The 14,746-nt window shown below is 55.7% G+C and carries 11 protein-coding genes; 5 read left to right on the forward strand and 6 right to left on the reverse strand.

All coding sequences use genetic code 11. The features are described from left to right. Positions 1–48: 48 nt before the first annotated feature. The 6 genes from RIB44_17080 to carB form a co-directional block, all read right to left on the reverse strand. Positions 49–504: a hypothetical protein gene (locus tag RIB44_17080; protein ID MEQ8618287.1), complete on the reverse strand. Its 456-nt coding sequence runs from the start codon at positions 502–504 to the stop codon at positions 49–51. A 51-nt stretch (positions 505–555) separates the two neighbouring features. Then, positions 556–1,077 (reverse strand): HAD-IIIA family hydrolase, encoded by a 522-nt coding sequence (locus RIB44_17085; GenBank protein MEQ8618288.1) that lies wholly within the window; start codon positions 1,075–1,077, stop codon positions 556–558. A gap of 214 nt (positions 1,078–1,291) precedes the next feature. Next, on the reverse strand, positions 1,292–2,410 hold the full coding sequence (locus RIB44_17090; GenBank protein ID MEQ8618289.1) for a KpsF/GutQ family sugar-phosphate isomerase: 1,119 nt from the start codon (positions 2,408–2,410) through the stop codon (positions 1,292–1,294). 1,025 nt (positions 2,411–3,435) lie between these two features. Continuing rightward, entirely contained in the window at positions 3,436–4,101 is a 666-nt protein-coding gene (locus RIB44_17095; GenBank protein ID MEQ8618290.1) for a hypothetical protein, read from the reverse strand. Between the two features lie 138 nt (positions 4,102–4,239). Continuing rightward, a complete protein-coding gene (locus RIB44_17100) occupies positions 4,240–4,842 on the reverse strand; it encodes a Uma2 family endonuclease (GenBank protein ID MEQ8618291.1) in 603 nt (200 codons plus the stop codon). A gap of 71 nt (positions 4,843–4,913) precedes the next feature. Next, positions 4,914–8,240 (reverse strand): carbamoyl-phosphate synthase large subunit, encoded by a 3,327-nt coding sequence (gene carB, locus RIB44_17105; GenBank protein ID MEQ8618292.1) that lies wholly within the window; start codon positions 8,238–8,240, stop codon positions 4,914–4,916. A gap of 179 nt (positions 8,241–8,419) precedes the next feature. Here carB and RIB44_17110 point away from each other — a divergent pair, with 179 nt between their 5' ends. The 5 genes from RIB44_17110 to RIB44_17130 all read left to right on the forward strand — a co-directional run bounded on the left by RIB44_17110 (position 8,420) and on the right by RIB44_17130 (position 14,661). Beyond that, complete coding sequence (locus RIB44_17110) at positions 8,420–9,439, forward strand: helix-turn-helix transcriptional regulator (GenBank protein ID MEQ8618293.1); 1,020 nt, start codon at positions 8,420–8,422, stop codon at positions 9,437–9,439. Positions 9,440–9,615: 176 nt separating this feature from the next. Further along, positions 9,616–11,268, forward strand: a complete 1,653-nt coding sequence (locus RIB44_17115) for an acetolactate synthase large subunit (protein ID MEQ8618294.1) — start codon at positions 9,616–9,618, stop codon at positions 11,266–11,268. A gap of 181 nt (positions 11,269–11,449) precedes the next feature. Then, the gene (locus RIB44_17120) at positions 11,450–12,880 is read left to right on the forward strand and encodes an aldehyde dehydrogenase family protein (GenBank protein ID MEQ8618295.1); all 1,431 of its coding nucleotides are present in this window, start codon (positions 11,450–11,452) and stop codon (positions 12,878–12,880) included. Between the two features lie 126 nt (positions 12,881–13,006). After that, complete coding sequence (locus tag RIB44_17125; protein ID MEQ8618296.1) at positions 13,007–13,810, forward strand: ATP-grasp domain-containing protein; 804 nt, start codon at positions 13,007–13,009, stop codon at positions 13,808–13,810. A gap of 182 nt (positions 13,811–13,992) precedes the next feature. Then, positions 13,993–14,661, forward strand: a complete 669-nt coding sequence (locus tag RIB44_17130; protein ID MEQ8618297.1) for a DUF533 domain-containing protein — start codon at positions 13,993–13,995, stop codon at positions 14,659–14,661. Positions 14,662–14,746: the final 85 nt, after the last annotated feature.

Here is a 14,746-nt window from a genome sequence, read left to right on the forward strand (position 1 = left end):
GGTTGGGATTAAAAGTTTAGCCGCCGAGCTTTCTCGGCGCTTGGTTGCCTATCGTGTGAATGCGATCCCGCCGAAGTAGTAGATCTTTTCGGAGGGCTGGTTCTTATTTTCAGCGAGCGTCCTAGTGAAACCTCTAAATCGCTGAGGATCGAAACAACCCCACTTCATGAATTTAGCCGTCAACGGAAATTGCCAAGGCATGTCTAGTGAAGTACCAACTTCGGTGCCCTCGATTCGCAGACGTTTCCCCGAGTTGACTATGTCGTACTCTTCTACCGTGAAGCCCTCTGAAAACAATTGAGCCTTTTTACCGTCTGACCTGGGTATCCAGCGGTGCCGTCCAAGTCGAACCATCTTCGACTCGGGATATTCGTCGTAGTTCTTGATTGAGTAGTCATCGAATTGGTACGTGGTTTCTGGAGTCAGCGCGGAGACATGGTTGCAAGCAAGTAGTCCAAACACAAGCAAAGCGTACGAGATCCATCTGCGTTGATCCGTGTTCATCTGTGGTTCCTTTACTTAAGTTGGTAACGGCTAAGCCGACGAGCGGCTTCGCTAGCGCGTAAACTGCTTAATCGCGCCTTCCCAACGGTCCGTATTCTTGAGAATCACTTCGATGAGTTCGCGAAGGGCGCCGCGACCGCCACCGACGCTGGTGACGTAGGCGGCTCCCTTGCGACATTCTTCGGCCGCATCGGCGACCGCTACCCCGAGGCCAACTCGTTTGATAACTGGCAGGTCGGGTAGGTCGTCGCCAACGTAGGCGACTTGCTCAAGCGTCAGCTCTTGCTCGGCGACGATCCCTTCGACCATCGGCAGTTTATCTTTGACGCCCTGACGAAGGATATCGATGTCGAGCTCCGCTGCCCGCAGCTTGACGATTTGTGAGCTGCGCCCCGTGACGATTCCTACTTGACCACCTGCTTGTTGCCAGAGGCGAATGCCTTGGCCGTCGCGAATCGAAAAGCGTTTTGACTCGACACCCTGGTTGTCGAGAATCACCCCCCCGTCGGTCAATACGCCGTCGACATCGGTGAGGATCAGCTTGATTTGTTGGCAGCGGTCTTTCAGGGACATTCTACTTATTCACCACAGAGGAGCACGGAGTGCACGAAGGTTCTTTGACATGGTTGCAGAACATTGGAGCGCTCAAGGATTAACACGTATGCTCATCAGTACCTATCTCCAAGACAAACTATCTGGCGCTTCAATAATCTCTATCTTCTCAATAGATAAGAACACGCCTGATAGGCTGGACTCAAACCTCCGTGCTCTCGGTGTCCTCTGTGGTTCAAAAAATGTGGTCGCCGTCGGGGAAGATTTTTACCGTCGGTGGCCCGGTCACTTCTGGCTTGTCTTTGCTCGTTTTCGGCAATTGACCAACGATATCGGTGACGTCAATCATTCCTACGGGGCAGCCTTCTTCGTCGACGACTGGTAGTTCACTAATCTTGCGATCTGCCAGCAAGTTCACTGCAGCACTCATCGGCTCGCCTACTTGGATTGTTGTTGGAGAGCCGATCATTCGCGTAGAGATCGGCTCGTCGAGGGCCGCTTCGTCTCGTTTTTCGATGAGTCGGGCCAAGTCGCTATCCGTGAACAGACCTGTAAGTGTGCCCGTCGAGTCCGTCAGCATGATTGCCCCACTACGACGTCCTGGTCGTGTTGCCGTTACTAAGACTTCGCGGATCGAACGAACATCGTCCGCCACGCGGCACTCCTCGAGCGTACGCATGTGATCCTCAACCCGACTCAGCTTAAAACCCAGAGCGCCGCCCGGATGATAGCGGGCGAAGTCTTCTGGCTCGAATCCACGGAGGCGACTTGTTACCAATGCCAACGCGTCGCCGAGGGCAAGCATCGCGGTCGTGCTCGCACTGGGGGCAAGTCCTAGTGGGCACGCTTCGTCGATTCTTCCCAGTGGTAACACGAGATCCGCGGCACGCCCGAGTGTGCTGGTACTGCTTGCCGTCATTGCAATGAGATAGACGCCCATCGTTTGCAAAGGAGCCAGTAGTTGGGAAACTTCACCCGTCTCACCACTTTGCGAGAGCACGAGAACAACATCGCCGCTGGTGACGCGTCCTAAATCCCCGTGAAAGGCTTCTGCCGGATGCAGGTAGTGCGCAGTTGTGCCCGTCGAAGCAAAAGTTGCCGTCAGTTTTCGCCCAATCAGACCCGCTTTGCCCATCCCCGTGACGATCAAATTGCCTTCAAGGGTGCGAAGCTTCTCAACGGCTGTAGCAAACGCTTCATCCAGTCCTGGCAGCATTTCAACGAGCGTTCGCGCCTCAGCAGCGATCACTTGCCGACCGAGATCGATCGTCTCTTGTGCGGTGACGGGGGAATCGGAGAAAGCAGAAGTCTGCGGGGCATACTGATGCGCGCGAGCGGCTGAGTCGTAGCTCATCGGAACCATCCTTGGTTGCAGTGAGAAATGCGGGGCGTGCACTTTACGAAGAGTCGTCGCGTAGCACAAGACATAGCTGTCAGCCCTCAGCCTTCAGCTATCAGCTTTTGCATTGCTCGCAATCCTAGCCCCTAACGCAAGCCTGAGGTCACTGCGATACGTGTTAGCGCTGCAAACCCCAGGCTTGCGCCAGGGGCTAGTAAAGAAACGCTAGGGATGCTGACTCATGATTCAACAAGCTGATCGCTGACGGCTGAAAGCTGACAGCTCAAGCGAAGCGCAAAAAAAATGCTCCCAGAAAAGCCTACGTTCCAGGGGGGCAAAGAACGTAGCTACCTTTCCGGGAGCGATTGGATGCGTTTTACGCCTGCGTCACAAAGGCGGACTGAAAAGTTGTGTCGGGCTCTTCAGTCGAGGGGAGTGTTTCCAAGCGGGGCGCTTGCTTCCGTGCTCACGCGTGCCGCTCGATGATTGTTGGGAATTAATTCCGATCCCCAATCAATCCTTCCACGTGGTCTCGAATGTGTGTTGTTGGACAAACTTGAAGAAAGTTGTTTCGTTTGTGTGGGTCGCAGAGTAGCGAAAGGCGAGGAGTGTGGCGAGAGCGATTTGATCATTTTTCAAAATTGGTTTTTTGAAAAGTTTCGCGTCGCTTGATTCGGCGTCCCTTGCCTTCGTGACAACTGCGTGAGCGAGTCATTCGCTCGTGTGGGTCGGAGAATAAATCGAGTCGCCAAGTGGGTCAACAGCGATTTGCGTGGAGCAAGAAAAAAGTTTTGGGCAACAGTTAAAAGCACAAGGTCTTGGTCGCTGAACAGGTGTCGAATGCGCGCAGTGAGACACTACCGATGGTTGTACTTTGTGACTTGCAAGACGGAAAATATGGGGTGGTTTCTGAGAAGTGCTAGCAGTTAGTAGAAGCGGAGAACTTCTACAAAAGAATGTGTAGAAGTCTCGCGCAGAGGCGCGGAGGTCGCAGAGAAACTTCGCGCTATGTTCGCGTTGTACTTTTCTGAGCGACTTGGCTAAGGCAAACCCGGCAACACTTCATTAACAATCCACCAGAAATAATAGCACCAAGACAGAAGATTCACTATCGCCAGTGTTAGCCACATGATCGCACCGCACCAGTGGGACCAATGCCTAGACGATTCCAATGAGACATCTTTTCTCATGGCAACAATCATGAATGCGATTGCAATCAGCGGCATGATCACCTGCATCGACCCAAAGAATACAAACGTTGCCTTTTGCCCAAAAGTGATGAAATAGTTCTGTAATTGTACGGAAAGAACATTAAGCAGCATTTGGGCAATCTCAATCGAGAAAGCGACCATGAAAAAGTTTTGCCAGTGCTGTGCGACATGCTGCCAGCACCAAAGATAGAAGTAAATACCAGCCACGACGAGGTAAGCAAACCAAGCCGGTAAAATCGATAGCAGGAGATTAGCATGATCAAATAGCGCGTCAAAACGCAGCGACATGGCGAATAGAGTGTAGAATCCATGAGAGGCTTCAATCGATAAGGTCAGCAACAGCCAATGACCAGGCTCGCAGAAGAATGGTAATCCGACAATTCTCCAGTAGAGCCCAAGGAACAATGTTGCCAGTACGATTGCTTGTGGCACGTAGTAGAAGATGGAAATTCCCTCGCCCGCGGTCGGGGATATTGGAATATCCATCTCTGGCATGCGTACCAACTTGTACCCACTGATCACTGCTGCAACGGCAATCGTCCACAAAAAAAGTGGTGAATCCGCAACGGTGGCAGCGCTGCCACATCCCTCTTAGGCAGTTCTGGCTCGTCGGTTTCCATGGCTCAGACGACCTCAACCAACCTGCCGTGCAACCTCGTGCCAAAAGTCGGCCAGATTGATCGCCAGCTCTGGCAATCGTGGCGAGGTGTAATGGTCGTCCCGCTGCGGCTGAACTTCGTACCTGCCGTCGCGGTTGAGGTAGAACTCAAAATGCCGCTCTTCGGGATCAACGATCCAGTACTCGGCAACGCCTGACTCCGCGTAGAGTTGCATTTTTTCGAGACGATCGCGGCGCTTGTTCGATGGGGAAAGGATTTCGATAACGAGATCAGGAGCACCTTCGACATGAGTTTTTACGATCTGGCGGCGCTCCTTGGCGATATAAAGCAAGTCTGGCTGGACAATTGAATGATCCGCAAAGGCTACGTCTGTGGGAGCAGCCAGCATTCGACCCCCACCTTTGTCGCTTGCGTTAAGAAGAAAACGCGTGAGAAGGGCTGAAACCGATTGGTGCAGAGGATTCGGTGCAGGGCTCACAATTAACCTTCCATAAATCAGTTCAACTGGCTCACCTTCAGGCAGTTCCCAATAGTCAGCCGCACGGTGCGGACCGAGAGCCGAGGGAGGCGAAAACCCTGGAAGAGTCGATTTGTAAGGAGTGCTAGCGGTACTCATACCCTTAAGTATACCGCGCAGCCGGTGGCCGCCGTAGCATTTTTCTGCCGTCGCACTGAGTTGTGTAAGGGTCAGCTAAACCGATCCTGCAGCGCCTCGACTTCCATCTCTTCTTCTCGCAAGGCTTCTAGCGCACTCACGGCAGCCGTGGCCGCTTCGATAGTCGTCAGGCAAGGCACGTTCGCTTGCACCGCGGCAGCGCGGATGCGTCCCTCATCGGTACGGGCGCCTTTGCCGCCCGGCTTGTTCATCACGAGGGCCACTTTGCCGTCGGTTAGGAAGTCCAACAAGTTGGGATGCCCCTCGCGGATTTTCTTCACGCGCGTTGATGCAACACCCTCTTCGTCGAGAAGCTTACCGGTCCCTTCGGTTGTCAAAAGTGTGTAACCGAGTTTGTGCAAGCGAGAGCCGAGATCGACGACCGCGTCCTTACCACTGTCAGAAACACTTAAGAAAATGTTCCCCTCGGTGGGCAATACCGTCCCCGCAGCAAGCTGGCTTTTAGCGAATGCGATGCTGAACCGGGGACTCGTGCCCATGACTTCGCCCGTGGAACGCATCTCCGGGCCAAGCACGATGTCCACGCCAGCGAACTTGATAAACGGGAAGACCGCTTCCTTCACCGATACGTGTGCGGGAACGGGGTCTTCGGTAACTCCCTGATCGACGAGAGAAACGCCCGCCATCACCTTCGCGGCAACGCTGGCCGCTGGCAGCCCCGTGGCTTTGGCGACAAACGGCACGGTACGGCTGGCGCGTGGGTTCACTTCGATAATGTAAATCTGGTGCTTGCCCTCTTCTTCGCGGACGGCAAACTGCACGTTCATCAGTCCAACAACTTCCAAATCGCGGGCGAGCTTTTCAGCCGCCTCGCGAATCTCCTGCACAGCGGGCCCTGGCAAACTGTATGGCGGAATCGCGCAGGCGGAGTCACCCGAGTGGACGCCCGCCTCTTCAATGTGTTCCATGATTCCGGGAACAACGACTGTCGTGCCATCGCTGATCGCGTCGACATCGACCTCGGTCGCGCCTTCTAGAAAGCTATCGAGCAAGACCGGCTGGCCTTCGGCGGCAATGAAAGCCTCCGCAGCGAACTTTTCGAGCTGCGCGTTGTCGTAGCAGATCTCCATCGCCCGGCCTCCAAGAACAAAGCTGGGTCGGACGAGAAGCGGATAGCCGATCTGACCGGCGATCTCCTTCGCCTCGCTCAGATTCCGCGCGATTCCCCCTGGCGGCTGTTTGAGATCTAAACGCTTCAGCATCGCCTGGAACTTCTCTCGGTCTTCAGCCGCTTCGATGGAATCGACGCTCGTGCCGATAATCGGAACGCCTGCATCGGCCAGATCACGTGCCAGATTCAACGGTGTCTGCCCCCCAAACTGGACGATCACTCCGTCCGGTTCGACACGGTCGCAGATGTTGAGTACATCTTCGACGGTAAGCGGTTCGAAGAACAGAATGTCCGACGTGTCGTAGTCCGTGCTGACCGTCTCCGGATTGGAGTTGACCATCACGCTCTCGATGCCCAGCTCACGCAAGGCATAGCTGGCATGGCAGCAGCAGTAATCGAATTCGATGCCCTGCCCGATTCGATTCGGTCCGCCGCCAAGAATCATAATGGTTTTATTCTGCGGCTTCGCGGCACCTTCAACCGGTTCCTTCTCATAACTTTCAAGGCGCGACTCGTAGCGGGTCTGCCTCCCGGCGACTTCATCTTCCGTTTCATACGTCGAATAGAAGTACGGCGTGTAGGCCTCAAACTCCGCAGCACAAGTATCGACTGACTTGTAGACCGCACAGATGTTCTGATCGAGCCGTCGCCCGCGGACCTCTAACTCTTCAACACCAAAGATGTTCGCAAGCTGCCGATCTGAAAAGCCAAAGCGCTTGGCGGTGCGCAAGACTTCACGATCGAGTTCCTTCCAGCCGCCACTATCCGGATTCTCTTTGGCGATCTCGCGTAGGCGGTTCTCTGTCTCAATGATTTCCATCAAGTTGTCGAGGAACCAGCGGTCGATCTTTGTGTGTTCGAATACCTCATCAACCGTCATGCCATCTTTGAATGCGTAGCGAATGAACCAGATGCGTTCCGGGCAGGGCCGGGAAATCTTCGCGAGAATGTCCTCGCGGGTCGGTTGCTCGTCTGTCCCCCAGAGGTCTTTCCCGTCGCAGCCAAAGCCTGCTGCACCGACTTCCAATCCGCGGAGTGCCTTCTGGAACGATTCCTTGAAGGTACTGCCAATGGCCATTGTCTCGCCGACGCTTTTCATCTGCGTCATCAGCGTGTCGTCCGCTTCTGGGAATTTCTCGAAGGCGAATCTTGGGCACTTGGTCACCACATAGTCGATACTTGGCTCGAAACAGGCCTGTGTTTCGCGAGTAATATCGTTCGGTAACTCGTACAGCCGATAGCCTACGGCCAGCTTCGCAGCGATCTTGGCAATGGGAAATCCGGTTGCCTTTGAGGCGAGCGCGCTGGAACGGCTTACCCGAGGATTCATCTCGATGACAACCATCCGCCCGTCGTCGGGGTTGATGGCGAACTGAATGTTCGAACCGCCCGTTTCGACGCCAATTTCGCGAATGACGGCGAGGCTTGCGTCGCGCATTCGCTGGTACTCCTTGTCGGTGAGCGTCTGCGCGGGGGCCACAGTGATCGAATCGCCCGTGTGCACGCCCATCGGATCAAAGTTTTCGATGGCACAGATAATGACGACGTTGTCATCCGCGTCGCGCATCACTTCCATTTCGTATTCTTTCCAACCGATGATCGACTCTTCGATCAGCACCTCGGTGGTCGGCGATTGATCGAGCCCGCGGAGAACCTTCTCGTCGAATTCGGCCCGGTTGTAAGCAATACCACCGCCAGCGCCGCCCATCGTAAAACTAGGACGGATAATCGCCGGCAGGCTAATCTGTTCGACCCACTCGCGCGCAGCTTCAATCGTTTGGACCGTCTTACCCCGGCAGACCCCGAGGCCGAGCTTCTCCATCGCCGCCTTGAAGCGTTCGCGATTCTCCGCCTTGTCGATCACGTCCGCATCGGCACCGATCAGCTCGACGCCGTACTTTTCGAGTACGCCATGCTCAACCAGCGCCATCGCCACGTTGAGCCCCGTCTGCCCACCGAGCGTCGGCAGCAGCGCGTCGGGCTTCTCCTTGGCGATCACCTTCTCGATCATCTGCCAAGTCAGCGGCTCGATGTAGGTCCGATCGGCGGTCGCCGGATCGGTCATGATCGTCGCCGGATTGGAGTTGACGAGAACCGTCTCGTACCCTTCCTCGCGCAGCGCTTTACAGGCCTGCGTTCCCGAGTAGTCAAACTCGCAAGCTTGGCCAATCACGATGGGGCCAGAACCAATGAGGAGAATTCGCTTTATATCGTCTCGGCGGGGCATAGTAGGTGGGGCGAGGGGTTAGGGGCGAGCGATGTCTCGCCTAGCAGGTTCGGGGATGCGAAAACGCGAGTAAAATCGCTCCAAGGTATCACGGCCTACGGCTATGCTTCAACCGGCGGAAGTCGAAACGCGAATCGAACCTGCTTCCGCTGGGGACAGAACGCGCTAGAATAGGGTTCATGCACGCCTTCGGCCAACGTCTCCGACAGCTTCGCATTGATGCCGGGCTGGGGCTCCGTACGTTTGCTCAACTGGTCGACCAGCGGGCTTCGGTCGTGTCGGCCGTTGAATCAGGGCGACGGGGGCCGTGGCGGGATGAGGAGATTCTTTTGCAAGTCGCCAATGTGCTTGGCGTCGAGGAAAGAGTCCTTGAAGAAGCGGACTCCATTTCCGACGAGTTTCGCCCGGACGATGATTGGTCTTTGGACCCAATCTCTCGACTGCACTCTTGGGTGCTCTCGCCAGCCGCTTCTGCCGCGGGCGGTGAGTTCGATGACGAGGCACAAACAGAACTGACCGAAACGCTCGGCGTCCAACCGCCCACTCTTGGCGAGCAAGACGGCTTCCAAGAAACACAGCCCCTGACAGACTTGGCGGTCGAGTGGCAAGCGCGGCGACTGACAGCGCGCCTCTCAACTCCTGTAGATGTTGAAGCCGCTTTGGAAAGAAACGGAGTACGACTGGAAATCGTCGCTGGGTTAGTGCCACGGTACAGCGTTCAAGCCTGCGTCACTTGCGAGGAGCCTGATCAGGAGGATCCATCCTCTTCATCAACGATCTGGATTGATCGGACGATTGCCGACAGTCACCCGATCGCTTCGTATCGATTGCTCCTAGCACGCGCCTACGCGCCACTTGCACTGAGAAGTGAGAATCTTCAAGATCGAGACGCGAAGGCGTTTGCGCTTGCCATGTTGTTGCCCGCGGCTCCGCTTCAAGCCGCCGCCGAAACGGCCTACACGGACTACGTCGACCGCCACGGCTGGCTTTCTCCCGGAATCATGAAACAATACCTGTGCAACCAACTCGCCGAAGCGTTTGCCGCCCCACCCCACTTGATCGCCCAAAGATTAGACGGCTGGCCCTGCCCTATCACACCCCGCCTTGAATTGGCACTCGAGACAAGAGAACGCACCCTACCACCGACTGATTGGGAGCGTTCCCCAGAACCAGCCGAGCAGATGTTGCTGTTCACGTGATGGGTGGCCCCATGAGTATCCCGCGCGAGCCAACTCCAAAGTCGTTGTGCTCGCGGGCTAGCCGAGTCGTTCGTTCTTTGAGATTCAAACTTGCACCGGTACGTTTGCCTTGGCCAAAGGTGTAAAATGAAGCTCCTAAGTCACTGCCCCCTGCCGACTGCACCCTGTCCACTCCTATGACTAAAGCCTCTGATCTTTTCATCCAAGCCCTCGAAAACGAAGGCGTGGAGTATCTCTTCGGCATCCCTGGCGAAGAGAATCTCGACATGCTTGAGTCGCTCTCGAAGAGCTCGATCAAACTTGTCCTCACTCGCCACGAGCAAGCCGCTGGCTTCATGGCGGCTACCTACGGACGACTGACGGGCAAGGCGGGAGTTTGCCTTTCGACGCTTGGCCCGGGGGCGACCAACTTCGTAACCGCGGCCGCCTACGCGAACCTCGGCGCGATGCCGATGGTAATGATCACTGGCCAAAAACCGATCAAGACCAGCAAGCAAGGGCAGTTTCAGATCGTCGACATCGTCGACACGATGCAACCACTCACGAAGTTCGCCAAGCAAGTCGAAAGCGCGGATATGATCCCGGCTCGCGTCCGCGAAGCGTTTCGGCTAGCACAAGAGGAGCGACCCGGAGCGACGCATCTTGAATTGCCGGAGGACATCGCCAAAGAAATGACCGACGCCCCCGTCCTGGAGCCAAGCTTCACCCGTCGACCCGTTGCCGATGATAAAGCAATCCGCAAAGCGGCCGAAGTGATCGCTGCGGCCAAGCATCCGTTGTTGTTGGTCGGTGCGGGGGCGAATCGTAAGCTCACTTGCCGGATGCTCCGCAAGTTTGTGGAGGACACGAATATTCCTTTCGTTACTACTCAAATGGGCAAAGGTGTCCTTGGCGAGAACAACCCGCGTTGGCTCGGCAACGCTGCCCTCTCAGACAACGATTACGTCCACCGTGCGATCGATGCGGCTGACGCGATTATCAACGTGGGGCATGACGTGGTCGAAAAGCCACCGTTCTTCATGCGTCCGGGCGGACGGACGGTTCTGCATATCAATTTCACCTCCGCCCAGGTCGACCCGGTTTACTTCCCCCAGGTGGAAGTCATCGGCGACATTGCGAACAGCGTATGGCAGATTGGCGAAAAACTCAGCGAAATGAAAGCCGACTGCTGCTGGGATTTCACCTTCTTCGAGAAAGTCCAAGCGGCTCTCCAAGAGCAATTGGCCGAGGGAGCCGACGATCCACGCTTCCCCATTTACCCGCAACGACTCGTCGCCGACGTTCGCAAGGTGATGACCGACCGCGACGTTATCGCCTTGGACAACGGCGTCTACAAACTGTGGTTTGCAAGGAACTACCCTGGGTATTTCTCCAACACCGTACTTCTAGATAACGCTCTGGCCACGATGGGTGCCGGACTCCCCTCAGCCATGGCCGCCCGCATGGTTCATCCGGATCGCAAAGTGATGGCCATCTGCGGCGACGGAGGCTTCATGATGAACTCCGCGGAAATCGAAACGGCTGTGCGGTTAAAGCTCGACTTGGTCGTCGTCATCCTCCGCGACAACGCCTATGGCATGATCAAGTGGAAGCAAGATCACGAAGGCTTCAGCGACTACGGCCTCGACTTCGACAACCCTGACTTCGTGAAGTACGCCGAAAGCTACGGAGCTCACGGCCACTTGATCGAGTCCGCCGACGCGTTCATCCCCACTGTCGAGAAAGCCTACGCCGCAGGCGGTGTTCACGTCGTCGATGTGCCGGTGGATTACTCGGAGAATGTGAAGATCCTGAATGAAGAGATTCCACGACGGAGTGCTGCTCTCTAGCCGAACGTGTTAAGTCTCGCGCAGAGACACGGAGACGCAGAGGATTCGACTTGAAACAGCATGAAATAACTCAAGCCACTGTCCTGTGAATTGCTTCGATTATTCTAATTAGCTTACGCCCTCAACTCTGCTGTCTCCGCGTCTCTGCGCGAGACCTACCCGAATCCGAAATGAGAAAGCAATGAACTCTCAATATCCCTACTACCTAGCCAACAAGCCCCAACAACCCAACGCGGACCTCGAAGTCACCGACAAGTACACCGGCGAGGTGGCCACCAAGGTTGCCGTCGCCGACCGAGACACGATCGATAAAGCAATCGCCGCCACGGTCGAAGCCACCCGACCGATGCGAGAGCTGCCGCCGTACAAGCGGCAAGAAATCCTTTATCACTGCGTCGACCAGTTCGAGAAACGCTTCGACGAGTTCGCCGATGCGCTTTGCGTCGAAGCGGGTAAACCGATCAAGGACTCCCGAGGCGAAGTCTCCAGGCTGATCGATACGTTCCGTATTGCCGCCGAGGAAGCGGTCCGCATCGGTGGCGAAGTGTTGAATCTGGAGATCTCCGCCCGGGCGAAAGGGTACCGTGGGATGGACAAGCGGGTGCCGATTGGGCCTTGCTCGTTCATTTCGCCATTCAACTTCCCACTGAATCTGGCCGCTCACAAAATCGCCCCTGCGATTGCCGCCGGGTGCCCGTTTGTGTTGAAGCCTGCTAGCCGCACGCCGATTGGTGCGTTGATGATTGGTGAAGTCATGGCAGAAACAGACTTGCCCGAGGGGGCTTTTTCGATCCTCCCCTGCTCGCGTGACGCGGCCGATTTGTTCACCACTGACGAGCGGCTGAAACTCCTCAGCTTCACCGGCTCGCCCGAGGTCGGCTGGGAACTGAAAGCCAAGGCGGGCAAGAAGCCGGTCATCCTGGAACTGGGCGGCAACGCGGCTTGCATCGTCGACGAGGATGCGGACCTCGAAGACGCCGCCGAACGGATGATCGTCGGCGCGTTCTACCAATCGGGCCAAAGCTGCATCGGCGTCCAGCGGATTCTCATTCATGAAAAGGTCTACGACCAGTTCCGCGACATGCTCGTCGAGCGCACGAAGCAACTCAAAATGGGCAACCCCAAGGACGAGGACACGTTCATCGGCCCGGTCATCTCCGCAGGCGACGGCGAGCGACTGAAGAACTGGATCGATTCGGCCGTCGAAGCGGGCGGCAAAGTCCTCTGCGGCGGCGGTCGCGAAGGAGCAATGGTCGAAGCGACGCTCCTAGAGAACGTCCCCGACGACCAGCCGATCTGCACCGAGGAAGCTTTTGGCCCCGTGGCAGTGCTGGCGAAGTTCTCAGACTTTGACGCGGCACTCGCGGAAGTGAACGACAGTGTGTTCGGTCTCCAGGCGGGCGTGTTCACCCGCGACCTCTATAAGATGCTCCGCGCGTGGGACGAGCTGGAAGTCGGCGGCGTCGTGATCGGCGACGTCCCCAGTTGGCGCGTCGACAACATGCCCTACGGCGGCGTCAAAGACAGCGGCCTCGGGCGCGAAGGGATTCGCTACGCGATTGAAGACATGACCGAGCTGCGGTTGTTGGTGATTCGTGAAGGGAAGGGATAGGTTTCTGGCGGTTCTTTTTTTGAACCACAGAGGACACGGAGAGCACGGAGGTTTGTTGGTGAACCTTAATAGGATGATTTCCCTCCTCTGATTATATTCTCTTATCTTCGAATGCGGATCACTCAAATGACCGAGATTACTTGGGTTCTCGAATCTGACGTATTCCCCGAGACTCACGCTGGTTTGCGTAGAGCTATATCTGAGCGTGGAATGAAGATCGTCGATTGGTGCGATAGCTGGTGGTACGACGGTTTTCCAAACTCTATCTCGGGAATCAATACGATCTTTCACGGTTCTCTGGGCAATGCTAGCGCGATCAATGAAAAACTCGATTGGTCACCTGGCGCGCTTTGTAATTCCTCAGCGCTAGAGTGCTCTTCTTGGTACGAAGCAGCGAAGAGATGGTTAATCCACGATGATTATCGAATTCTTCCAGCAAATGAATTAGTTGCAAACACCAAGGCCGTAGCCGAAGAGCTTGGATCACCTACGCAACTTTTTTTAAGGCCAGACAGCCCGTTGAAGCCTTTCAGTGGTCGAGTGTTAAATGTTGACGCCATCACCTTGAAAGCTCTGGATCACGGCTTCTATTTTGATGACGAATCGATACCAGTAGTTGTCGCACCCGTCCGTAATATTGGAAAGGAATGGCGATTCGTTGTTGTAGGCTCAGAAGTCGTTGCAGGCAGTGAGTATGACACCCAAACTCGCTCTGCCACTTCAGACAACCCTGACAGCCGAGCTTGGAATCTTGCCAACGTAATCGCTGGCGAGATACCACAACCTTCTTCGGCATACATGCTCGACATCTGCGAATCCGAAAATGAACTTCGACTTCTTGAGCTGAACCCATTCGGTGGTGCTGATCTTTACGGATGCGACCCCGATTCTATCGTGGAGTCGGTAAGTAAGTTGATAAGTTTCGAATAGTCTACTCAAGCTATGTGCAATTTGCGCACAGTGTCGTGCGTTTACTCCTCCGTGTTCTCCGTGCCTCCGTGGTTCAATCCAACACCACTACGGCAAACGCAACCATTGTTTGCTGCTAGCACCTCGATAGAGGTACATTGCTAGTTAGGAAATATTTCTCTTCACTTTCGAGGGCACAGACGATGGACGCGATTAAACTTCTTGGTGGGTTACTGGGCAATCGTTCGCAGCGTGGTGGCGGGCTGGGGCAGCAGGTGCTTGAGCATGTGCTCAGCGAAGTCCAGCGGAAGCAGGAGGAAGAAGCGTATCGGCAGCAGCAACAGACAGCAGCAGCCCAACAGGCCCATGCTCGCCAGCAGCAGTACTCGCAGCGCGGGCGAAATCTGAATCACGTGCTGCGTGATGCGCAGCAGCGATATCAACGCCATGTCACTCCCAGACGTGCCGCTCATGTCCCTGCGCGGCCGCACCACCAGCATCACGGCTACGACGATAGCGAACTCAATCGCCGCAGTGCGGTACTCATCCGCGCGATGATCAATGCCGCCAAGAGCGACGGCGGGATCGATCAGGCTGAGCAACAAGCGATCCTCAGCAAGCTGGGGCAGATCTCCCGCGACGAGGCACAGTTCCTTAATGACGAATTCCGCCGACCGTTGGACGTGCATGACTTCGCTCATAGCGTTCCCACAGGCATGGAGGAACAAGTCTATGCCGTGTCGCTGATGGCGATTCGTTTAGACACGCATGCCGAGGCACGCTACCTGAAGGAACTGGCCGAGTGTCTGCGGCTTGATCCTCGCACGCGCGACGAGATTCACGAGTATTATCACGCACCGTGCTTGCATTAGTTCTTGAACCACAACGACACGACGAGCACAACGAAACTTCTTTTGACGGGATGAACAAGATCGACAGGATAGCAGTCGAGAAGAG

This window comes from Lacipirellulaceae bacterium (assembly GCA_040218535.1).
Lineage (GTDB): Bacteria > Planctomycetota > Planctomycetia > Pirellulales > Lacipirellulaceae > Adhaeretor.